The organism is Acinetobacter ihumii, assembly GCF_900625095.1.
Classification (GTDB): Bacteria; Pseudomonadota; Gammaproteobacteria; order Pseudomonadales; family Moraxellaceae; genus Acinetobacter; species Acinetobacter ihumii.
In genome coordinates, this window is the sequence record NZ_LR130760.1 from 111,625 (window position 1) to 135,669 (window position 24,045).

Sequence of the window (24,045 nt, forward strand, 5' to 3'; positions counted from 1 at the left end):
TTTATGAAACAATCGCTTAAAAAAATTCCATATCATATGGCTTTATCTGTCGCCCTCGCTACATGTTTTTCATCAGTGACTCATGCAGCACCATTACTAACCAATGGCGTATTTAAAGTGGGTCTAGAGGCAACTTACCCCCCTTTTGAATCTTATGATAGTAAGAAAAATATCGTTGGCCTTGATCCGGATTTTGCTGCATTAATTGCCAAAGATTTAAATGCAAAACCTCAGCTTATAGATACGAAATTTACCAGTCTGATTTTAGGTTTGGGTAAAAAGTATGATGCTGTCATTTCAGGATTATATGTCACCCCAGAGCGTTTAAAACAGGCGGATGCAATTCCTTATGCCATGACAGGGGCTTCGATTATTGCACTTAAAAATAGTAGCACTTTACCTAAAACAGAAAATGATTTGTGTGGTGTAAAAGTGGGTTTACAGCAAGGCACAGCATGGGTATCCAGTCTGAAAAAACTTTCAGAATCTTATTGTGTCAAAAATGGAAAAGCTGCTATTCAGGTCATGGAGTTCCCCACAGCTTCTGAGGTATCTCAGGCATTAATGTCCAAAAATGTAAACGCACAATTGGAAATTGCGCCAGCGGCCAAAATTTTGGTTGAAAAAAGTCGTGGCAGACTAGTGATCAGCTCTTCTCGTCTGGTCTATCCATTACCACTTGGAATTTATGTGACCCAAGGCAACACTGCTCTGGTGACAGCGATCAAAGCATCACTCGCTAAAGCGAAAGCGAATGGTCAATATGACGTACTTATCAAAAAATATAATTTAGAACCTATTCATTAATTGATTGAGATTAGGAGCCAGTATGGAATTCGATTGGGGATATTTTTTCTCATTATTTGGTTTTGCTGATTTTTGGCGAGCCTGTGTGACTGTGATTGTAATCAGTTCATTATCTTGGTTTATTGGGATGATACTGGGATTTATTCTGGCATGTGCAAAGTTATCTGCGCCACGATGGATAAAAATTCCCGTCGAACTCTATATCTGGTTTTTCCGTAGTATACCTTTAATGGTGTTATTGGTTTTTGTGTACAATTTACCACAAATGTTTCCAGTTACTCAGCCTCTACTGGGGGTGCCATTTATTGCCGGTTTAATCTCGATGACCGTGACTGAAGCTGCCTATATGGCAGAAATTCATCGAGGTGGTTTGTTGTCTGTGAGCAAAGGACAAAATGAAGCTGGGCATGCTTTAAGTTTTAGTTTTTTCGGCATTCAACGTTTGATCGTCATTCCACAGGCTTTTCGAATCGCACTACCTACTTTAATTAATGAATTTATTACTGTCATTAAACTCAGTTCAATCTTGTCCGTAATTTCATTGCCTGAATTATTACTGACAGGGCAGCGTTTATATGCAGATAATTTTCTTGTTATGGAAACATTACTTGCTGTTGCCGTGTACTACGTCATGATTGTGACTTTATTTACATGGTTATTTAAATGGCTGGAAAACTTACTGAATTTGCAACGACGTACACCGCAAACACTGGACGAGCACCAATGCAATACATTAAGGCAGCATTTACATGTGCCTGTCGCTGTAACTCAAACACAAGCAGTGGCTTCAGGTCGTCCTGCTGCATTGGATTTGCGTGATATTCATAAATCATGGGGGCAACATCATGTGTTAAAGGGGGTGAACCTTAAAGTAGAAAATGGAGAAGTGTTAAGTATTATTGGTCCATCTGGATCAGGTAAGACGACACTGATCAGAACAATTAATGCACTTGAAAGCATTGATCATGGTGAGATCATTCTCTATGGAGATGACTATCTCAAAGGCGATGCGGTCATGGATAAAGCCAAGATGCGTGCTGGAGTTCGTCGTATTGGGATGGTGTTTCAGGGATTTAATTTATTCCCACACCGTACTGTTTTAGATAATGTCATGCTTGCACCTTTATATCATAAGTTATTCGATCGCGAGGTGGCAAAAGAGCAGGCACTTTATTTACTAGATCGAGTGGGCTTACTTGCACATATTCATAAATATCCGCATCAGCTTTCTGGTGGTCAGCAACAACGTGTTGCGATAGCAAGAGCACTGGCACTCAAGCCTGATATCATGCTTTTCGATGAGCCAACCTCTGCGCTTGACCCTGAATTGGTAGGTGAGGTTTTAAAAGTGATCCAGTCACTTGCCCATGAAGGAATGACGATGTTGATCGTGACCCATGAGATGGAGTTTGCCCTGTCGATTTCTGATCGAGTGATCATGATGGAGCATGGCGTGGTTCAATGTGATGCTTCGCCCGAAAAGATTCGCCATGATGATTCATCTGTTGCATTGAGTCGGGTACGTGAATTTATGCAGGTTAAATTCTCACCTTAAAAGTCCGACAATTCAAAGAGAAACTGATGTTGTAAATGCCATGCCAAATACTCAAATCAAAATGATAAGAACGAGATCATAAAATTAACATTATCTTTATTAAAGCCTATCAGTTCAAGATAGGTTTTTTTTATTCCATAGGATAATGACAAATCAGCATCTAATTGAATTTAATCATTTTATTTTTCCGTATTTCCTCTATATTTTATAAGTCTTGTAAAATGCTATTGATGGCTGATCAATCTCTAGCATGATCTGACCTCTAATTTATCAATCGCGACTGTTTAGGGCATATGGCCCTTGCATTAGTTTATAAAAATCAAAACTAATTATTTAATAAATGCTATTTAAAGCAAGATGATTTTATTAGATAAATAATGAAAACAAACAGATATGGGTACATAAATGGCCAAACATTTACATCAACCTCTGGGTGGAAACGAAATGCCACGCTTTGGCGGTATTGCATCCATGATGCGTTTACCTGTGATTGAAACACCTGATGAATTGGCTAAATTGGATGCTGCTTTTGTAGGTATCCCTCTGGATATCGGAACTTCACTCCGATCTGGTACACGATTTGGACCGCGTCAGATTCGAGCAGAATCCGTCATGATCAGACCCTATAACATGGCTACAGGTGCGGCACCGTTTGATTGTATCAATGTGGCAGATATTGGTGATGTAGCGATTAATACCTTTAATTTACTACATGCAGTTGAGATTATCGAACAGGAATATGATCGCATTTTGTCATATGGAATCACACCTTTAACGCTAGGGGGTGATCACACTTTAACTTTACCTATTTTACGTGCACTCAAGAAAAAATATGGCAAAGTCGGTCTGGTTCATATTGATGCCCATGCTGATGTAAATGATCATATGTTTGGTGAAAAAATTGCACATGGCACGACTTTTCGACGTGCGGTTGAAGAAGATCTTCTAGACTGTGATCGTGTAGTTCAAATTGGTCTAAGGGCACAAGGATATAGCGCGGATGACTTTGATTGGAGTCGCCGTCAAGGATTTCGTGTTGTACAGGCAGAAGAATGTTGGCATCAATCGCTTGCACCACTCATGGCAGAGGTAAGAGAAAAAGTAGGCGGTGGACCTGTTTATTTATCTTTTGATATTGATGGGATTGATCCTGCTTGGGCACCAGGAACAGGTACGCCAGAAGTGGGTGGACTGACGACTATTCAAGCTTTAGAAATCATTCGGGGATGTCAAGGGCTCGATATTATAGGTGCTGATTTAGTCGAAGTATCACCTCCTTATGACACGACTGGAAATACTGCATTATTAGGGGCAAATCTGTTATTCGAGATGTTATGCATCCTTCCGAACGTTACTCAAAAATAGCTTATTACTTTGATACGTTGGGTAGGGGATCAAGGATTTTTTAACAATTGACAATGTACAACGATCAATTTATCGCAGAGAAAATTTGATTGTACTGAAGGTAAATTATCTAAGTGCTTAAAGAAAATATAAGTACTCGATCATTCTGATTTTGCAGTGAATCTGATTTTCTATGTATGTTTGATTTTAAAAATATGGAGAAACGACTGTGTTGAATCGTATATCTTTTAGACAAATGGAATATTTTGTGTCAACGGCCCAACACGGCAGTATCATTGTAGCTTCGGAGAAAATACATGTTTCTCCGCCTTCAATTTCGGCTGCGATTTCTCATATTGAATCAGAGTTAAAAGTGAAATTATTTATTCGCCAACATGCGCGTGGTTTATTGTTAACCCATATTGGTGAAAAAATTCTGAAAGAGTGTTTGTTTATTTTAGGTCAAACCTATTCACTTTATACATTGGCTTCTGAATATTTTGGTTCAACACAACGATCTTTGCATATTGGGTGTCATCATGTTTTAACACCATTAATTTATTCAGATATTGTGCATGAGTTTAAGTTGTTACATCAGGATGAAGAGATCTGTCTGATCGATGGTCACCATGATGAACTTATGAATGCGTTATTGTCGAATAAAGTCGACATGGTGATTACCAGCCATTTAGAGATTGATCATGATTTAATTTGTTTTGAGCCGATTGTAACTTTACCACCTCAGATATTGGTGAGTGAACATCATCCATTGGCGAAAATGAATACTGTGACCTTGCAAGAGTTAACCCAGTTTCCCATGATTTTACATGATTCACCTTATTATATGGATTATTGTACAGAATTATTCAAACAGCATAATCTGCTTCCAAACATTAAGGAAACTTATAAAAATTATGATTTGGTACGAACGATGGTGGCCAATGGATGGGGTTATAGTATGACCAATTTAAGGCATAAGTTAGAGCATACGCTAGATGGTAAGAAACTTGTACGTTTAGCGCTTGAGGGAGATCATGCGCCAGTGAGCATCGGCCTTGCTACACTTTCTGGCGTCAACACAAATGAAGCTATAGAAAACTTTAAACGGTTTTGTCATGATTTTATTTCTGATTATTACCATAAAAACCATTACGCTTCATGCAGTTTTAATTTAACGCCACCTATGCAGGAAAGCCGAGCTAAGGCACGTCTTAACTAGAAATTACGTATACGAAATATCAGATGACTCATATGTCATCGACAATCCGTATCAGTAGAATAGAGATAAATAATATGCAGCCTATCAGAATTACATGCACTGAAAAGCAGTATTTGGGTCATGAGCAGTTTAAATTTGATTTTCCTGTGGATTACACTGAATTTGAAAGACTTACTCAACAACAGTTTTATGATCAGGTCAAAGATCAACATGTTTTAATTGTGAATGATTTGCAAGTCGATCAACGAGTGATGGAAAATAATCCTGATCTGAAATTGATTGCATTGTGTTCAACGGGGTTTGATCATATTGATATTCAGCTCGCAAAGCAAAGAAATGTTAAGGTATGCAATATTAGAGAATACGCGGGTGATACTGTTGCAGAGCATGCTTTTTTACTGATGTTAAATCTCATTAAAAACTTCCAGTTTTATCAAAACTCAGTGATGTCAGGCGCATGGAGTGAAAGTCAGTGTTTTTGTTATCAGGATGACTTGAAACCAATTTATGATTTGAAAGGGAAGAATCTGGTTATAGTGGGGCGAGGAGAAATAGGACAATCCTTAGCAATTAAAGCACAAGCTTTTGGCATGCAAATATTTTTTGCTGAGCGCCCGAATCAGACAACCTGCCGTGAGGGATATATTCCATTTCACAAGGCACTCCATATTGCCGATGTATTATCACTGCATTGTGCTTTAAATGATGATAATCGGGGGGTAATTAATCGCGAAAATCTGAGTTTAATGAAACCTAATAGTTTTATTATTAATGTGAGCAGAGGCGCTTTAGTTAATGATCAAGATTTATTGCTGGCACTTCGTTCGGGACATATTGCGGGTTATGCTGCTGATGTGATTACTCCAGAGCCTCCATCTAAAGATCATCCTCTTTTAAACAGTGGATTATCTAATATCTTGCTTACTCCCCATATTGCTTGGGCAAGCGAAGAAGCAAAAAAGAGAATATTGAATATACTCATCCAAAATATTGAACTGAATTTGCAAGGATTTGATAGTAATAGAGTGATTTAGTTTTTAGATTTGAAAAATATATGGAATATGAGGTTTAATTTTTCTTGTGGATTCAATAATGAAGTGCAATCTATTTGTCAGTGGTTAAGAAAGTTAGAATGCATTACATTTAATTTGATTTTTTATAACTTTTAATGAGAAAGCACGCGCTGAAGTAATATACCCAACTTTCTCAAGATGAAAGATACTAAATTGGAGTTGCTCTGAATAGCAAAATGTCAAAAGTTAAAATCACTAGACAACTGAAGGGTTCCAAATCAGCCATTTCATATTAACTATGACTGAATCAAGGATTGTGCGGTTATAGAGCAAAGCAGGTTTAAGTATTATCGAGACAGCATTCTTATCGTGAGGCCTCGATTTTAACGACCTTTGGCTATTCCTATATTTGGTTATAACAGAGTATCTGCCATAACCATTTGTCAATGCATAAAATGACTCATGTTTATCACATGATATTTTATAAGGGCAAGGAGTGGAGTTAACAACTAAGAAATAAACATGTATTCCACTGATCCATCTCGATCAAACCAATGGGCAAGAAATAACAATACCAATTCGTCAATCTCTGTCAAAATCGTTATGATTTGAGCATGTCACATCAGAGCGAATTCAAGCCATCGAAGCTGCACTGCATTCGTCCGAGAAAGTGTTTAGGATGCTAAACACAGAGTGAAGTAATGGCTGCTTTTATACTGGTTCACTTGTTAATTGAATTCGCTTAACAAAAAAGCCCCAGTTTTTAAACTGAGGCTTTTAAAATTTTGGAGCGGGAAACGAGACTCGAACTCGCGACCCCAACCTTGGCAAGGTTGTGCTCTACCAACTGAGCTATTCCCGCAATGTGAGATGCATTATAGACAGTTTCATTTCACTGTCAATATGCATCTGTTTTAATTGTTGATTTAATCAGCACGTCGCCAAACCGTTCCTTGACGCGTATCTTCAAGCACAACACCTTTTTCCAATAAAGACTGACGAATGCTGTCAGCACCTGCAAAATCCTTTGCTTTTTTTGCATCAGCACGTTGTTGAATTAAACTTTCAATTTCTGCATCAGACAAAGACAGTGCTTCTTGTCCAATATCAGATTTTAAAAATTCATCGACATCATGCTGAACCAAACCTAGAATTGAAGTCAGATGACGCAAAGTTGCATAGTAAAGTGTCGCAGGCTCGGCTTGTTGCTCTTTCACTGCTCGATTCAGTTCACGATTTAGTTCAAAGAGTACAGCCATTGCTTCGGGGGTATTAAAGTCATCACGCATAGCAACGTTAAAACGTTCTACAAAGGCTTGATCTAATTGTTCAGCGCGAGTTTGACCATAGACTTGTTCATAGGCTTTAAAAGCATGATAAAAACGGGTCAATGCGGTTTTCGCTTCTTTTAAAGCAGTATCAGAAAAATTAACTGGACTGCGGTAGTGCGAAGATACAATAAAATAGCGAATCACTTCAGGGTGGAATTTTTCCATCACATCACGAATGGTAAAGAAATTCCCTAAAGATTTCGACATCTTTTCGCCATCGACATTGATAAAGCCAACATGCATCCAATAATTGACATACTGTTCGCCTGTTGCTGCTTCACTTTGTGCAATTTCATTTTCATGATGCGGAAATAACAAATCCGAACCACCGCCATGAATATCAAAATGATTACCCAAGCAGCAGGTCGACATTGCAGAACATTCAATGTGCCAACCTGGACGACCATTGCCCCACGGCGATTGCCATGACGGTTCATTGGTTTTGGCATGTTTCCAGAGCACGAAGTCAAACGGATGTTTTTTCTCAACTTCAACATCGACGCGTTCACTGGCACCTGCTTGCATATCATCTAGTTTACGCCCAGAAAGTCGACCGTATTTGGCAAATTTATTGACTTCGAAATATACATCGCCATTGGTCGCTGCGTAGGCCGTGCCGTTATCAACCAAAGTACCAATCATGTTTTGCATTTGATTGATGTATTCAGTCGCCTTAGGTGATTCATCGGGTTCTGCACAACCCAAACTCGCAGCATCCTCATTCATGGCAGTAATGAAGCGTGCGGTCAGTTCTTGAATGGTTTCGCCATTTTCATTGGCGCGAGTGATAATTTTATCGTCAATATCAGTAATATTACGGATATAACGAACTTTCCAGCCTTGGCTACGCAGGAAACGGATTATATAGTCAAAGGCGACCATGACTCGAGCATGTCCAATATGACAGTAGTCATACACCGTCATTCCGCAGACATAGATATCAATCTGACCGTCAACACGTGGGACAAATTCAACTTTTTTACGTTGCTCTGAGTTATATAAAACGAATGGTTGCATAAGGCTCTTAAAACGTTCACCAAAAATAGTGTTACATCATAACGTAAGCCACATATTTCACAAAGACTTATCCATGATTTTTATGGGTATAGGAAAACTTGTACATTTTAAAATGTGCCAAGAATGGAGATGTGTTAGAATAACGCAAATTTTTTAGTAAAAAGATTATAGTCATAGCGGCTATAGTGAATTGTTTGAGTTCATTATTTATGACCCATGCCATCGATTTTAAAAAAATTGCATTGGAAACCATTGCGATTGAACAACATGCCTTAGATGTATTAGCCAATCAAATTGATGATCATTTCAATCAGGCTTGCGAGATTATTTTGCAATGTCAGGGGCGCGTAGTGGTAACAGGTATGGGCAAGTCTGGGCATATCGGTCGCAAAATGGCAGCCACCTTTGCCTCTACAGGCACACCTTCTTTCTTTATGCATCCGGGTGAAGCAGGGCATGGCGATTTAGGCATGCTGGTTCGGGGTGATGTCCTCATTGCGATTTCCAATTCAGGAAAAAGCGATGAAATTATGATGTTGATGCCTTTAATCAAACATCTTGAAGTGCCATTAATTACCATCAGCCGTGATAACACCGGTCCAATGCCTAAAAATGCAGATGTGGCCTTAACATTGGGTGAATCTAATGAAGCTTGCCCTTTAGGTCTAGCACCCACCTCAAGTACAACAGCAACATTGGTATTGGGCGATGCCTTGGCTGTGGCTTTACTTGAGGCACGTGGTTTTACTGCTGATGACTTTGCGCGTTCCCATCCAGCTGGGGCTTTGGGTAAACGGTTACTCTTGCACGTTAAGCACCTTATGCATACAGGTGAAGAGCTTCCTAAAGTTTCGCCGAATACGCCGATGAATCAAGTGCTTTATGAAATTTCAAATAAACGTTTAGGTTTAACCACGATTGTTGATGAACAAGATCATTTATTAGGTATTTTTACTGATGGTGATTTACGACGCCTGATTGATAAACAACAAGGTTTTGATGTGAAATTACCAGTGTCTGCGGTCATGATTCAACACCCAGCAACAATTTCTCAAGAAGCCCGTGCAGTTGAAGCATTGAAACAACTCAATGCTAAACATATCAACCAGTTTGTGGTAGTAGACGATCAAAATAAAGTCATTGGCGTAATTAGTATGCATGATCTGATTCAGGCAGGAGTAAATTAATACATGGCTTCTTATGCATTACTTGAACAGGCACGTCATATACAGGCTTTGGTTCTGGATGTTGACGGCATCTTAAGCGACGGATTTGTGACGCTGACCAATAATGGCGATGAAATTAAATCTTTTGACATCCGTGATGGATTGGGGATGAAGCTGGTGCAACAGGCTGGCTTAAAAGTCATTATTATTACCGGGCGTAAAAGTCAAATCGTTGAAAAAAGAATGTCTGACTTGGGTGTTGATCTGGTCTTTCAAGGGCGAGAAGATAAAGGTGTGGCACTGCGTGAAGCATGCGCTCAATTTAATTTAACCCCGAATGACTGTTTATATATGGGCGATGACTGGCCTGATCTGTCTGCCTTTGCGATAGCAGGCATGAGTGTGACTGTGCCAAATGGACACGTAGAATTACGCCGTAGAGCGGATCTGGTTACTCAGGCGATGGGTGGTCGTGGAGCTGTGCGTGAAGTCTGTGATATGTTACTGAATGCAAAAGGAGTTTACGAAGAACTTCTTGTAAAATATCTTACAGTACCTCATTAATAGTTTAAGCCAGTGAAAAAGGTGATATTGCGTCGCTTATGGATACCAGAGTTTTATATATTGTCGCGATTCTCATCGCAGCCATAAGTGGTGGTTATTATTACTACAGTGGCAAAGCCAAGAGACTTGAGGCAGATGGCAGTCGTAATATGACTTATTCTGCTCAAGACATTCACTTGACACAAACCAATGATCATGGACATCTTTACATACGGGCTCAAGTTGATCGACTCGAGCAAAATATGCAAAAACAAACGTCACGATTAGAAAATTTGCACGCTGCAATGTATGAAAATGGTCAGGTGAATGCGACCTTCTTTTCAAAAGTTGCCAATGGCTATGATGACAACGAAAAAGTGATTCTTTCTGGAGATGTTGTGGCAACTAAACTGGCTGAACAAGGTGAGATTGTTTTTCGTACAGATGAGTTAACCACTTACCCATCCACAAAAATGATTGAAACCAGTCATCAGGTTGATGTGCAATCACCACAGGCTTCTTTTATCAGCAATGGTTTAAAAGCTAATCTGGAAAATGGACAATACGAGTTTTTTAATATTCGAGGAAAGTATGCACCAAACTCTTAATTCGATGTCTTGTTTGACTTTCCTAAAACAAATTTGCAGCTTGAGTGTGGTTGCGATGATCTCTGCGTCTGCTTTGGCACTTCCTTCAGACCGAAATCAACCCATTTCTCTGGTGGCTGATAAAGCAACCTACAATGATAAAACAGGAATCACCACTTATACGGGTAATGTCGTCATTGAGCAGGGCACGATGAAGCTTCAGGCAGATTCGATCGTCGCGCAGCTGAATGAAAAACGTAAAATACAAACTATTACCGCCAATGGACGACCATCGAAATTTCAGCAACAAATCAGTGCTGAAAAAGGAATTGCACGTGGTGAGGCGCAAAAGATTGTCTACAACGCAGATAGCGGGATTATCACCTTAAATGGAAATGCCTATTTATTTCAGGATGGTGCCAGCATTCGGGGTAATAGCCTGAAATATAGTATGAATAAGGGTGATATTGAAGCACAGGGCTCAAGTTCTAATCGTGTCCAACTGATTATTCCACCATCAAGTTCGAGAAGTTTTCCAGGAGCGCGTGATTAATGGAGCAGTCACTTCAAAAACCACAAACCCTTTGCATCAAACATCTAGCAAAAAATTATAATAAACGCTGGGTGGTGAAGGATGTATCTTTTCAAATGCAAAGTGGACAGATTGTGGGATTGCTTGGTCCAAATGGTGCAGGTAAAACCACAAGCTTTTATATGGTGGTGGGGTTGGTGCGTATGGATAAAGGAGAAATCCATTTAGATCAGCAGGATCTTTCTCATTTGGCCATGCATGAACGTGCCAGAAAAGGCATTGGCTATTTACCACAAGAAGCTTCTATTTTTAGAAAGCTTACCATTGCCGAAAATATTATGGCGATATTGGAAACACGTAAAGATTTAAATAAACAACAGCGTGAACAACGTCTTAGTGAATTACTGGCTGACTTTAAAATTGGTCATATTAAAGATTCTTTAGGAATGAGTGTTTCGGGTGGTGAGCGTCGTCGTGCGGAAATTGCGCGTGCTTTAGCAGCTGATCCTAAATTTATGTTGTTAGATGAACCATTCGCAGGGGTTGATCCCATTTCAGTGGGTGATATTAAAGAAATTATTCGCAATCTGAAAGAACGTGGAATTGGTGTTTTAATTACGGATCATAATGTACGTGAAACATTGGCCATTTGTGAACATGCTTATATTGTGAGTGAAGGTTCGGTGATTGCTGAAGGTTCTCCACAAGAGATTTTAGAAAATGAACAGGTCAGAAAAGTCTATCTTGGTGATGACTTTACGGTTTAATTATATTACTTGATAAAAGTAAATTCGTTAAGAATATCGAATTTACTTTTATCTGATATTGAAAATTTTTATCATAATTTTCTTCAATAATTTTTTAAAAATTAGATGAAATTTATAATAAAAATATGTAATATTTTTAATTATTTTTTCCTATTTAGCTAAATACTAAAAATTTATACTTTATTGTTCTATTGAGTTTTAATGGCTTGACTTGGGAATTGCTTAAATTGAAATAATTTAAGATCATAAAAATTTAAGACAAAAAAGCTTTCTATTTTATTTTAATAGTTTATTAATTTTTTAAATAAAAAATATATGTTCTTGTAAAATTTCCAAAATCATTTTGTTTGTATGATTAACTTTATATCAATTTTTTTTATATATAAGCAAAATATATCATTTTCCCTAATGCAAATTATTCATATATTTTTTATAAAAAGTGTGACATGTTTAACTTTTTAATGTAATTTATAAGAATTAATTTTTATACAAAATTTTACATTTATTGGGGGTTTTTATGGTTCGTAACTATTCTGTTGCTGTTTTAAGTCTCAGCCTAGCAGCATGTATGACATCACTCAGTCCTTACTCAAAGCCTTCGGATTTATTATTTCAGAAAAAAGATACAGTTAAGACTCAAGTCATACATGTGTCACGAGATAATAAGCTATGTGCCAATGATAATGAGAATAGACAGACTTGTCCGATTGGTTTTTTTGTGGATGATTTTAAAGCTGGAAATTTCTACATTAATAATCAGGCAGATTTTTATTTAAAGCCTGATAGTTATGTTATTAAAGTCAAAAGTTGTAAAACAAAATGCGAAACCTATCAATTGAAAATTAATCTACATGATCCTTATCAGAATAAGAATTTTAAAATCTCAATCGATAGCAATGACAAGCCTTTTATCACTCAAGTCAATACTAAAAAGTGAGTTGACTCTAAGAAATTTATTCTGACTGGCTAAGTAAGAGTGAAAAGAAACGAGATGTAATTTTTTAAAAAAAGATTATGTCTAATCAAATAGATGATAACCAATCTTTTTAATGATATTTGATGAAAAAGTTGGTGCTTGGCGGAATTTGATCTTTCTTGACAGGCTAATGCTCAAAGGATTGAGCATAACAATAGAAAGCAAATTACCAATTATGTATTAAGGGTTTAAATAATGGGGTCGCCCATTATATTTGGGTATACAGGTATGACTAAATTCATTGTTACAGAAAAGAAATCTTTAGAAAAAAATACGGTAGATAACTCGCAAATTATATTAAAAGCGGCTGCTATCGTTCAGGTCAACTTACATCGAAAAGATGTCGCTGAGTTTATTCAGAATGGCAATAATTTAATTTTAAAACTTCAGAACGGCGATATTATCACAATTGAAAATTTCTTCGTTCAATACGAAGATAAACTCGTTTCAGATTTAGTTTTTGAAGACAATGAGTGCGCTTTTTTATGGTTTGATTGGAATAATGGAGCACCACTATTTAAAGAAATTTCAGGTTTGGAAAGTCTTTTACCAATAGCAAGTGGGGCTAGTTCAGGTGCATTATGGCCTTGGGTTGCAGGTGGGGCTGCGATTGTTGGTGGTGTTGCATTGGCAGGTGGTGGAGGCAGTGGAGGTGGAAACTCCAATAATGCGACTCCGAATAATAAGGTCCCACAAGTTCTTGATATCGATAAAGAACAGCCTATCAGTGTTGTGGAAGACAAACCTAAAACTGGGACAATTGTAAATGTTACAGATCCAGACGGTGATGATCTTACCTATACAGTCAGCAGCAACCCAAGCCACGGTACCGTAACGATTGACCCGGCGACAGGTGCCTATACCTATACACCTGCTGCCAATTACAATGGCAACGATAGCTTTGTGGTGACGGTTGCTGATGGCAAAGGGGGCAGCACCACAGTGACTGTTCCAGTCACTGTGACTGCGGTGAATGATGCACCAGTGGCACAAGCGATCACAGCAACAGGAGCAGAAGACAGCATCATTGCGGTGAGCCTCAGTGGTACCGATGTGGATGGCACGGTAGTGAGCTTCAAGCTCAGCACACTTCCAGCCAATGGCAGCTTCTACAGCAATGCTGCTGGGACAGGCATTGCATTAACGACCACAGATGTGATCACAGCGAGCACAAACGGAGCGACGATCTACTTCAAACCGAATGCGGACTGGAATGGCAATACCAACTTCCAATACAGTGCAACCGACAACAATGGTTTAGTCTCAAGCAGCACTGCGACAGGCACCATTACTGTGACTGCGGTGAATGATGCGCCAACTGCAACAGCCAGTTCAATCAGCACCGATGAAGACACGCCGGTGAATGGCAGCGTAGTTGGACAAGATGTCGATGGGGACAGCTTAACTTATAGCGTAAGCGGTAATCCAAGCCACGGTACCGTGACGATTGATCCGGCGACCGGTGCCTATACCTATACACCTGCCGCCAATTACAACGGCAATGACAGCTTTGAAGTCAAAGTAGATGATGGCAAAGGTGGCAGCACCACAGTGACTGTTCCAATCACTGTGACTGCGGTGAATGATGCACCGACAGCGACAGCCAGCTCAATCAGCACCGATGAAGACACGCCAGTGAATGGCAATGTAGTTGGACAAGATGTAGATAACGACAGCTTAACTTATAGCGTAAGCGGTAATCCAAGCCACGGTACGGTGACGATTGACCCGACGACCGGTGCGTATACCTATACACCTGCTACCAATTACAACGGCAATGACAGCTTTGTGGTGACGGTTGCTGATGGCAAAGGGGGCAGCACCACAGTGACTGTTCCAGTGAGTGTTGCAGTCGTTAACAATGCGCCAACTGCAACAGCCAGTTCAATCAGCACCGATGAAGACACGCCGATAAATGGCAATGTAGTTGGACAAGATGTAGATAACGACAGCTTAACTTATACAGTCAACAGCAACCCAAGTCATGGTACGGTGACGATTGACCCGGCGACCGGTGCGTATACCTATACGCCAGATACCAATTACAATGGCAACGATAGTTTTGATGTTCAACTAGATGATGGTAAAGGTGGTATAACTATTGTCACCATTCCAGTCACGATAGTAGCAGTCAATGATGCCCCAGTACCACAAGCAATCACAGCAACAGGAGTAGAAGACAGCATCATTGCGGTGAGCCTCAGTGGTACCGATGTAGATGGCACTGTAGCGAGCTTCAAACTCAGCACACTGCCAGCCAATGGTAGCTTCTACAGCGACGCTGCTGGGACAGGCACTGCATTAACGACCACAGATGTGATCACAGCCAGCTCAAACGGAGCGACGATCTACTTCAAACCGAATGCGGACTGGAATGGCAATACCAACTTCCAATACAGCGCAACCGACAACAATGGTTTAGTCTCAAGCAGCACAGCCACAGGCACCATTACTGTGACTGCGGTGAATGATGCGCCAGTACCACAAGCGATCACAGCAACAGGAGCAGAAGACAGCATCATTGCGGTGAGCCTCAGTGGTACCGATGTAGATGGTACAGTCGCGAGCTTCAAACTCAGCACACTGCCAGCCAATGGTAACTTCTACAGCAACGCTGCTGGGACAGGCACTGCATTAACGACCACAGATGTGATCACAGCCAGCTCAAACGGAGCGACGATCTACTTCAAACCGAATGCAGACTGGAATGGCAATACCAACTTCCAATATTACCGAACACCGATTTCTTAAAAGGTTCGGTGGAGTTAAGCCCACGTGGTGAGATTATCATCAATGAGCGTAATGAAACCAATGTTGCAGGGGTATTTGCAGCGGGTGACTGTACCACTGTGCCGTATAAGCAAATCATCATCGCCACAGGTGAAGGTGCGAAAGCATCGCTATCCGCATTTGATTATATTATTCGGAATAGTTGATCACTTGCTTGACTAAAAACCTGATCTGGTTTTATAGGCTTAGCCTCCTCGAATGCTAAGCCTTTTTTTTTATTGCATTTTTTAACATTTTAATTACAAATTATAATCGCGTTATGCAACCTGTTATAGCTAATATTTAGCTATCCAAATTTTTCTGGATGCCACAATTAAAAAGGAACATATCATGAATAAGTTAATGATGATCATTGGTCTTGCTGCGACCGTTGCCCTTGTTGGTTGTAATAAAGACAAAGCACCTGAAACTGGGGCAACCACAGGTGAACATCTTGAAAACGCAGCAACTCAGGCGAGCCATGATGTTGAACATGCAACCGCTGACGCCGCTACAAAAATTGATGCTGCCACAGATAATGCTGTCGCGAAAATAGACGCAGCGGCAGATCATGCTGCTGCAACCACTGAACATGCTGCGGATAAAGCTGAGGCTGCAACCCGTGAAGCTGCACATGATGCAGCGACTTCAGTTGAGAAAACAGCACAAGATGTGAAAAAAGATACTCAGAACTAAGTGATCTGCTTCAAAAAAATCCCGCTTATGACAAGCGGGATTTTTGATTAAACTTGTTCATCACGCTTAAATACCAATTCTGATTCACTCGAATTGTCCGCATCAAAATAGTAACCATCACTATTAAATGCTTTTAGGTCTTGTACTTTCTCCAATTTATTTTCGATGATAAACCGAGCCATTAAACCTCTGGCTTTTTTAGCATAAAAACTAATGACTTTGTATTTGCCATTTTTTTGGTCTAAAAATACGGGCTTTATAATTTGCGCGTCAATCAATTTTTCATTGACAGATTTGTAGTATTCATCAGAGGCAATATTCACCAAAACATCAGTTTTGGTATGTTCCAAATCTTTTATAATCAATTGGGTAATTTGATCATCCCAAAATTCATACAGATTATGCCCTTGCGGGTTTTGTAATTTGGTTCCCATTTCTAAACGATATGGCATCATCAAATCCAACGGACGAAGCAGCCCATATAAGCCAGATAACATGCGTAAATGTGTCTGAGCAAATTCGATATCAGCCTGCTTTAAACTATATGCATCCAAGCCAGTATAAACATCACCTTTAAAGGCATAAATGGCTTGTCTTGCATTGGCAAGCGACAAATCAGCTGTCCAGTCACGAAAACGATCGGCATTTAAAGTGGCAATTTTGTCGCTGACGCTCATCAAATTGGCAATTTGGGAAGCCGACAATTCACGACAAACTTCAATCAACTGCTCAGATTGAGTCAATAATCTTGGTAAAGTATGTTTATCTGTTGGTAATGTTGTTTCGTAGTCTAAAGTCTTGGCTGGAGAAATGACTGAAAGCATAAAAACCTCAATAAACCGATGAATGAATAATAAGTTAGACTATAACATTTTCAATATGAAAGCTCATTTAGGATTTTGTTCACGATCATCGTTTATTCAAATGTCAGGTTGTGTACCGCACTTTAGAGTCGTCGATTACTGATAGATTCTGGAGTAAGCCAATCCTGCTTCTCCAGAATCATAGTATCTATTCACTATTTGACACTTTCCAAAGCGGTGACCAATAACTTCCAGCATTTTTCCACTGTATCTACTTTCACCCGCTCACCCGGTGCATGAGCCCCTTGAATATCGGGTCCAAATGACACCATTTGTAAGTCAGGATAGTGTTCAGCAATAATGCCACACTCTAAACCCGCATGAATAACTTTCAAATGTGGTTCGATCTTAAATGCGGTTTGATAAGCTTGCTGTAAACATTTTAATGCTTCAGAGTCAGGGTTGGGTGTCCAGCCTGAAACTAACGGCGTAAGCTCGGACTTAATGCCCAATTTGCTAAAATGCGTCGCAATCTGTTCTGAAAAACGAGTCGCTTCGCTATTCACCATGGAGCGAACCATAATCAGAGCCTTCGCTTGTTGTTGATTGAGCTGCACCACACCTATATTGTTTGAGGTTTCAACGACATGGTCCAAAACCTTGCTCATTTTTTCCACACCATAAGGACAAGATGCTAAAGCTCTTAACCATGAGGTTTGTTGTTGCGGATGAATCACTTCGGTTAAGGTCTGTTCTTTAACTTCAACCGTTATTTTTAAACCGTCATCAATGCCTCTTAATTTTTCTTGGTAGTGCTGCTCATACGCTTGTACATGCTTGCGTAAAGTCTCAATTTGCTTTTCTTCAATCACAATTAAAGCGGTAGCTTCGCGCGGAATTGCATTACGCGCACTTCCCCCACTGAATTCAACCAGATATGCGCTTAATTCAAATAAATGTTGCTGTAATAGTCCAATCAATATGACGTTGGCATTACCACGCCCCAAGTGAATATCGACGCCTGAATGCCCACCTTTCAATCCAGAAACCGATATTTCAACCGTTTTGAGTCCAGCTTGCGGAGTCGCAATATAAGTCAGCTTTTGTTGTGCCTCGACATCCTGACTGCCTGCACAGCCTAAATATAACTCACCCCACTCTTCGGTATCCATATTGAATAACCATTTACTTTTTAAAACGCCACTTTCAAGTAATCTCGCGCCACTCATCCCCGCTTCTTCATCGACGGTGAGTAAAACTTCAATGGGACCGTGCGCAATGTCATCAGATTCCAATACAGCTAAGGCTAAAGCAACGCCAATGCCGTTATCAGCACCTAAAGTGGTATCCTTGGCAATCAACCAGCCATTCTCAAGCACAGCTTGAATCGGATCTCGAGTGAAATCATGAATGGTGCCCGAGTTTGCCTGCGTCACCATATCCAGATGTCCCTGCAAAACCACACCAGTGACCTGTTCTTTGCCTTTACTTGCAGCTTTACGAATAATCAGATTGCCAACCTGATCCACATACGTTTCCAAGCCTAATTGTTCCGCCCATGTTTGCAGGTGATCACGCAGTTTTTGTTCTTGTTTGGACGGTCGTGGAATGTTGCAAAGGGTCTGAAAATGTTTCCAGACCAATGTTGGAGAAAGTTGGGAAAAATCGACAGATTGCATGTATTGAAGACTCTGAAAATCTCTATAGATACATGAAAATATACACCTCTGCTCATGAGGCGAGTAGCTTTTATTGTGGTATTAATTTTTCCATTCAAATGCTGTAAAAGTTTGATCTGACTTTAGACTATTTTCAACGGCTTGAGCCAACTGACGGATTACGCTTTGAGTTTCTATTTTTTCAAACCAATCTTGTTCTTCTTTAGGATTTGCCGTGATTTCACACATCATATGACCCTCATCATTTTTTTGTGTGCAGGTTACAGACAAAGGCAACTGATGGTTTTCAATATTCACTTCGACTTTTTCATGTTCATGCGCAATGTGTTGTGCATCAAAGCCATACTCACCCAATTGTTTAAATAAAAGTGCAGCCACATATTCTTGGGTGATACGTGATCGGTTCGCTGGTTGTTCATCATGATGATTTGTACATTTAGCGATGAATTGTAATTTTCTCATGCTGCTACCCTGCATTTATCGTTATTACTAGACTTTAGCATAGACCAAGAAACAAACGGCAGCCAAGTCGAAACTTCGCTGCCGTGTCGCTTTTATGTGAATGAGTATAGCCGATTAATATGAGAAAACTATTGGCTGACCTGAATGTTCAAGCCCGCACGATTAGCCAACTCGGTAAATGTCGGAAAACTGGTTGCTACTGTTTCAGTACCAACAATTTTAATCTCTTCAGAAGCACGTAAACCCGCCATACTAAAACTCATGGCAATACGATGATCATGATGTGATTCAATTTCACCGCCTGTAAAGATCGCTGACCAGTCGCCTGCTTTTCCTTTACCTTCGATAATAATACCGTCATCTGTAGGCGTACAATCAATGCCCATAATTTTTAAGCCATCTGCCATGACTTGAATCCGATCAGACTCTTTCACTCGAAGCTCTGCCGCACCCGTTAAAATAGTTTGACCTTCTGCACAGGCTGCTGCAATAAATAATGCAGGAAATTCATCAATCGCCAAAGGCACTTGGTCTTCAGGCATATGAATACCTTTTAGGGTACGTGTACCTTTGATGTGAATGTCTGCAATCGGCTCACCGCCTGCAATACGTTCATTTTCTACAGTCAGATCCGCACCCATCTGTTTTAAAATTTCAATCACACCTGTACGAGTCGGGTTAATCCCAACCGCTTCCAGTACTACATCTGAACCTTCTGTAATGGCTGCACCCACCATAAAGAACGCAGCAGATGAAATATCGGAAGGAACCTGAATATTGGTGCCGACTAATTGACCACCGCCAATGAGTGAAATTTTATTACCTTGGGTTTTTACCTCATAGCCAAAAGCACGCAACATACGCTCGGTATGGTCACGGGTAGGTTCAGGTTCAGTCACAGAGGTTTCACCTGCTGCCCATAAGCCTGCCAATAAAATCCCAGATTTAACTTGTGCCGACGCCATCGGTAAATCGTAATGAATGCCTTTTAGGGCTTGATTGCCTGTAATGCTCACCGGTGGTGTGCCTTTTTCACCCGTGGTCTGGATTTGCGCGCCCATTTCACGAAGTGGCTTGGCAATACGCTCCATTGGCCGCTTTGAAAGTGAAGCATCACCCGTCATGACTGAATCAAACTTTTGTGCAGAAAGCATGCCTGACAGTAGGCGCATACTGGTGCCAGAATTGCCCATATAAAGTGCACCAGCCGGAGCTTTTAAACCCTGCATGCCAACACCATGAATGGTCACTTCACCATTTTTAGGGCCTTCGATGCTCACGCCCATATCACGAAAAGCTTGTAAAGTGGCTAAAGCATCCTCACCTTCCAAAAAACCTGTAACATGCGTGGTTCCTTCTGCAATTGCACCAAACATAATGGAACGATGTGACACAGATTTGTCACCCGGCACGGTAAATTTACCTTGAAATGATTTTTTTCCCGGTAGTATTCGAAATTCCTGTGTCACCTTATTTTTCTCCATAAAGGGTTTCTGGGCTAGCATATGATTAAAATGTTGACGTGCAGCCTGAGCATGTCCGAGTAGACCCATTAGCGCATGCGAATCTTCACTCTCAATCAGTTGTCGAAGCTTGGCAAGCTGCTGTTCAAAGCCATCAACCGCTTTGAGTATCGCGGATTTATTGGCAAAAAAGATATCATGCCACATTTGCGGGTCACTGGCGGCAATCCGTGAAAAATCGCGAAAACCACCCGCCGCATAACGGAAAATATCCAGATTATCTTCACGATTGGCAAGTTGCTCAACCAGATTAAACGCCATCAAGTGTGGCAAATGACTGGTGTGTGCAAGCACTTCATCGTGCTTTTCCACATCCATACAAATCACTTCTGCTTTGGCTGCTGACCAAAGTTGAATCAGCTTTTCGACAGCCCAATCAGCACTGCTTGGCAGCGGCGTTAAAATCACTTTATGATTGGCAAATAAATCAACTTTACCTGCATGCACACCGGTATGTTCACTGCCTGCAATGGGATGTCCCGGCACAAAACCTGCTGGTAAATGTTCACCGTAAACAGCTTTGGCTGCCGCAACGACATTACCTTTGGTACTGCCTACATCAGTTAAAATCACATTTTCATTCAAATAGGGTTTGATTTGCTGCAAAACATTTTGCGTGGCGCGAACAGGTAAAGCCAATATAACCAAGTCTGCATCTTGCACAGCGTCCATCGGGTTTTGATAACCCGCATCAATTAAGCCTAATGCTTGGGCATCATCCAACGTTTTTTGTGAACGGGTTGAAGCAACCACTGTGTTAGCCAAATGTTCAGCCTGTATCACGCGTGCCAGACTTGAACCAATCAGCCCCAGTCCAATAAATGCGACTTTATGAAATAAAGGTTCAGGCATCATGTATATATCTATATCCGTAAGCAATATTTAAAAGGACAATATCATTTCTTTGTCATTACAAAAATCAGGACAAAACTACAATACAGCCGCTGGATAAGAACCAAGTACGCGTAACTCTTTGACCGTTGGACGGATATCATTCAGTGCTGCTGCCACATTTTCCTGATCGATATGCCCCTCTAAATCAATAAAGAACACATAAGCCCATTTTTCAGGCAAAGCTGGACGCGTTTCAATACTGGTCAAACTAATCCCATGTTTTGCAAATGGTGCCAAAATATCCAGTAATGCGCCTGCGCGATCATGTGCAGATATCAAAAGTGAGGTTTTATCATTGCCGCTTTGTGGAATCTTTTCACGGCCAATGACTAAGAAACGCGTGGTATTTTCTGGATTATCTTCAATATTGCTATGCAAAATCTCAAGATTATAAAGTGATGCTGCAATATCAGAGGCAATTGCAGCCGAATGCCATTCATTACGAATACGACGTGCGGCTTCCGCATTTGAGTTTAATGCGACACGTTCAACACCCGGATAATGTGCATCTAACCATTGACGACACTGCGCTAAAGTTTGTTGGTGCGCATAAATCTGCTTAATGCTGTCTTTACGCGTATTTTCAGAGATTAAAAACTGATGATGAATACGCAATTCCACTTCACCAATCACATTCAACTGTGAGGTTTTAAAACAATCCAGTGTGTGATTGACAATTCCTTCTGACGAATTTTCAACAGGAACCACACCATAATGTGCGCTACCTGCTTCGACTTCACGAAATACTTCATCAATGGTCGGGAGCGGACGCACGATTGCATCTTTACCAAAATGCTTGAGTACCGCAGACTGGGTAAATGTCCCTTCTGGGCCTAAAAAAGCAATACTCTGCGGCGCTTCCAATGCCAGACAAGCCGACATAATTTCACGAAATAAACGTGCCATTGTGGTATCAGACAATGGGCCTTTATTGCGCTCCATGACTTTGCGCAGAACTTGAGCCTCACGTTCAGGTCGATAAAACAACGGATTTTCTTCGGCTGCAAATTTTGCTTTAGCCACCGCTTCGGCCAAACTTGCACGACGATTAATGAGTTCCTGAATCTGTTGGTCTACAGAATCGATATCATTGCGAATTTGTTGTAAATCGAGAGAAGTTGACGAGTTCTGATCATCATGGATCATTGGAATGCAGCCTCTGCAAATGGTTTGCGACAGTATATCAAGACTTGTCATGTTTGCTATAGCATCAGGAACAGTCAATTCGATAAAATCCTGATTTTCACTTCACATTGTTCTTTTTTATGTTTTAATGGAATTATTAAGAATCAATCTCATTTAAAACCCCATTATGCTTAAATCTTTCGCCTATACCTTACTCCCCTTTTCTGTTTGTGCAGTTTGCTCAGTATCTTATTCACAACCTATTGCCACACCTGCGCTAACAACGCAGATCGAAGGACCACGGCTAGATTTACAGCGTAAAGGGACAATTCAGCAGTTCAGTATGAAATCAAAATACACGCCCAATGAATATTTTATTCAGGTGTATATTCCGTATACGGCAGCGCCGAAAACTGGCTACCCTGTTCTCTATATGCTAGATGGCAATGCTGTATTTAATAATGCTAGCAGCATCGCTCAATCGCTTGATGGTGGTTCTGAAAAAATGGGGCTTGATCCAGTCGTCATTGTCACCATTGGCTATCCAAGTGATACGCAATTTTCAGGTCAACAACGCGCACTGGATTACACACCGCTTCCAAAAAATACTCCACAAAAAGATGAACGCTATCAATATGGCGGAGCAGAGAATTTTCTCAAATTTATTCAAAATGAACTCAAACCACGTATTCAGCAAAGTATTGAAATTAATCCTCAGCAGCAAACTCTTTTTGGTCATTCTTTTGGGGGTTTATTTACCCTTAATACTTTGTTTAAACATCCACAAAGTTTTAACCGCTATGTTGCGGCAAGCCCCTCTTTATGGTTTGATCAAAATCTATTGGCAAAACAGTTACAGCAATTTAAACCACAAAAATTAGATTCTAAATCCCCACTTTTGGTCATGACCACAGTCGGAACAGCAGAAGGTCGTGGCCGTTCTCCCAAAGGCAATCAAACTATGCAAAGTAACAGCGATTTCTTTAGGGAATTTGAAGCATTAACATCTGATCAGCTTAAGTACTGGCATTTTAGTCATCCTGCCGAGCAACACATTACCAACATGTATGCCAGCCTGCCTAAAACAATTTTATTGGCAGCCTGTAACAGCACAGAAAATTGTGAAAAATTATTTAATGAAAAGTAAATACTGAATCATCAATCAATTGGGTTTTCAAATTACAATTCATGACGCTTTGCATACAAAGTATCAATGTTGTTTTTTTGTTCAATCTTT

20 protein-coding genes, 1 tRNA gene and 1 pseudogene are annotated in these 24,045 nt (G+C 40.3%); 15 read left to right on the top strand and 7 right to left on the bottom strand.

Features of this window, described 5'->3' with window-relative positions; genetic code table 11:
- Positions 1–3: 3 nt before the first annotated feature.
- The 5 genes from E0D95_RS00570 to E0D95_RS00590 all read left to right on the top strand — a co-directional run bounded on the left by E0D95_RS00570 (position 4) and on the right by E0D95_RS00590 (position 5,959).
- Positions 4–807, top strand: a complete 804-nt coding sequence (locus tag E0D95_RS00570; protein WP_130802056.1) for an ABC transporter substrate-binding protein — start codon at positions 4–6, stop codon at positions 805–807.
- A 22-nt stretch (positions 808–829) separates the two neighbouring features.
- Positions 830–2,362: an amino acid ABC transporter permease/ATP-binding protein gene (locus E0D95_RS00575; RefSeq protein WP_130802057.1), complete on the top strand. Its 1,533-nt coding sequence runs from the start codon at positions 830–832 to the stop codon at positions 2,360–2,362.
- 405 nt (positions 2,363–2,767) lie between these two features.
- The gene (speB, locus tag E0D95_RS00580; RefSeq protein WP_130802058.1) at positions 2,768–3,727 is read left to right on the top strand and encodes an agmatinase; all 960 of its coding nucleotides are present in this window, start codon (positions 2,768–2,770) and stop codon (positions 3,725–3,727) included.
- A 247-nt stretch (positions 3,728–3,974) separates the two neighbouring features.
- Complete coding sequence (locus E0D95_RS00585) at positions 3,975–4,925, top strand: LysR family transcriptional regulator (protein ID WP_250645226.1); 951 nt, start codon at positions 3,975–3,977, stop codon at positions 4,923–4,925.
- A gap of 74 nt (positions 4,926–4,999) precedes the next feature.
- A complete protein-coding gene (locus tag E0D95_RS00590) occupies positions 5,000–5,959 on the top strand; it encodes a D-2-hydroxyacid dehydrogenase (protein ID WP_130804808.1) in 960 nt (319 codons plus the stop codon).
- A 765-nt stretch (positions 5,960–6,724) separates the two neighbouring features.
- Here the strand turns inward: E0D95_RS00590 and E0D95_RS00595 are convergent.
- Positions 6,725–6,800 (bottom strand) — tRNA-Gly (locus E0D95_RS00595).
- A 64-nt stretch (positions 6,801–6,864) separates the two neighbouring features.
- Positions 6,865–8,286, bottom strand: coding sequence for a cysteine--tRNA ligase (gene cysS, locus E0D95_RS00600; RefSeq protein WP_130802059.1), 1,422 nt, complete (start codon positions 8,284–8,286; stop codon positions 6,865–6,867).
- A 209-nt stretch (positions 8,287–8,495) separates the two neighbouring features.
- On the opposite strand from cysS, the gene E0D95_RS00605 reads away from it, so the two are divergent.
- The 9 genes and pseudogenes from E0D95_RS00605 to E0D95_RS00645 all read left to right on the top strand — a co-directional run bounded on the left by E0D95_RS00605 (position 8,496) and on the right by E0D95_RS00645 (position 16,322).
- Entirely contained in the window at positions 8,496–9,473 is a 978-nt protein-coding gene (locus E0D95_RS00605; RefSeq protein ID WP_130802060.1) for a KpsF/GutQ family sugar-phosphate isomerase, read from the top strand.
- A 3-nt stretch (positions 9,474–9,476) separates the two neighbouring features.
- Positions 9,477–10,016, top strand: coding sequence for a KdsC family phosphatase (locus E0D95_RS00610; RefSeq protein WP_130802061.1), 540 nt, complete (start codon positions 9,477–9,479; stop codon positions 10,014–10,016).
- Between the two features lie 38 nt (positions 10,017–10,054).
- The gene (lptC, locus tag E0D95_RS00615) at positions 10,055–10,603 is read left to right on the top strand and encodes an LPS export ABC transporter periplasmic protein LptC (RefSeq protein WP_130802062.1); all 549 of its coding nucleotides are present in this window, start codon (positions 10,055–10,057) and stop codon (positions 10,601–10,603) included.
- Positions 10,587–11,135: a lipopolysaccharide transport periplasmic protein LptA gene (gene lptA / locus E0D95_RS00620; protein WP_130802063.1), complete on the top strand. Its 549-nt coding sequence runs from the start codon at positions 10,587–10,589 to the stop codon at positions 11,133–11,135. Before lptC ends, lptA begins: the two co-directional genes overlap by 17 nt.
- A complete protein-coding gene (lptB, locus tag E0D95_RS00625; protein ID WP_130802064.1) occupies positions 11,135–11,881 on the top strand; it encodes an LPS export ABC transporter ATP-binding protein in 747 nt (248 codons plus the stop codon). The genes lptA and lptB overlap by 1 nt, the downstream gene beginning before the upstream one ends.
- A 517-nt stretch (positions 11,882–12,398) precedes the next feature.
- Entirely contained in the window at positions 12,399–12,818 is a 420-nt protein-coding gene (locus tag E0D95_RS00630) for a hypothetical protein (RefSeq protein WP_130802065.1), read from the top strand.
- 267 nt (positions 12,819–13,085) lie between these two features.
- A complete protein-coding gene (locus tag E0D95_RS00635; protein WP_165443221.1) occupies positions 13,086–15,608 on the top strand; it encodes a tandem-95 repeat protein in 2,523 nt (840 codons plus the stop codon).
- A pseudogene (locus E0D95_RS00640) lies at positions 15,575–15,793 on the top strand (FAD-dependent oxidoreductase); the annotation flags it as partial. The gene E0D95_RS00635 and the pseudogene E0D95_RS00640, both read left to right, overlap by 34 nt.
- A gap of 184 nt (positions 15,794–15,977) precedes the next feature.
- Positions 15,978–16,322 carry a hypothetical protein gene (locus E0D95_RS00645; protein ID WP_130802067.1) on the top strand — a complete coding sequence of 115 codons (345 nt, stop codon included), beginning with the start codon at positions 15,978–15,980 and terminating at the stop codon, positions 16,320–16,322.
- Between the two features lie 47 nt (positions 16,323–16,369).
- Here the strand turns inward: E0D95_RS00645 and yaaA are convergent, their stop codons facing one another.
- From yaaA to pheA, 5 genes are all read right to left on the bottom strand, one after another.
- Entirely contained in the window at positions 16,370–17,146 is a 777-nt protein-coding gene (yaaA, locus tag E0D95_RS00650; protein ID WP_130802068.1) for a peroxide stress protein YaaA, read from the bottom strand.
- Between the two features lie 194 nt (positions 17,147–17,340).
- Positions 17,341–18,804, bottom strand: coding sequence for an aminoacyl-histidine dipeptidase (locus E0D95_RS00655; RefSeq protein WP_130802069.1), 1,464 nt, complete (start codon positions 18,802–18,804; stop codon positions 17,341–17,343).
- Between the two features lie 81 nt (positions 18,805–18,885).
- Positions 18,886–19,266 carry a hypothetical protein gene (locus tag E0D95_RS00660; protein WP_130802070.1) on the bottom strand — a complete coding sequence of 127 codons (381 nt, stop codon included), beginning with the start codon at positions 19,264–19,266 and terminating at the stop codon, positions 18,886–18,888.
- Positions 19,267–19,394: 128 nt separating this feature from the next.
- Positions 19,395–21,641, bottom strand: coding sequence for a bifunctional prephenate dehydrogenase/3-phosphoshikimate 1-carboxyvinyltransferase (locus tag E0D95_RS00665; protein ID WP_130804809.1), 2,247 nt, complete (start codon positions 21,639–21,641; stop codon positions 19,395–19,397).
- A 78-nt stretch (positions 21,642–21,719) separates the two neighbouring features.
- Positions 21,720–22,829, bottom strand: a complete 1,110-nt coding sequence (gene pheA / locus E0D95_RS00670) for a prephenate dehydratase (RefSeq protein ID WP_130802071.1) — start codon at positions 22,827–22,829, stop codon at positions 21,720–21,722.
- Between the two features lie 166 nt (positions 22,830–22,995).
- On the opposite strand from pheA, the gene E0D95_RS00675 reads away from it, so the two are divergent.
- Complete coding sequence (locus tag E0D95_RS00675; RefSeq protein WP_130802072.1) at positions 22,996–23,955, top strand: alpha/beta hydrolase; 960 nt, start codon at positions 22,996–22,998, stop codon at positions 23,953–23,955.
- Positions 23,956–24,045 lie beyond the last annotated feature (90 nt).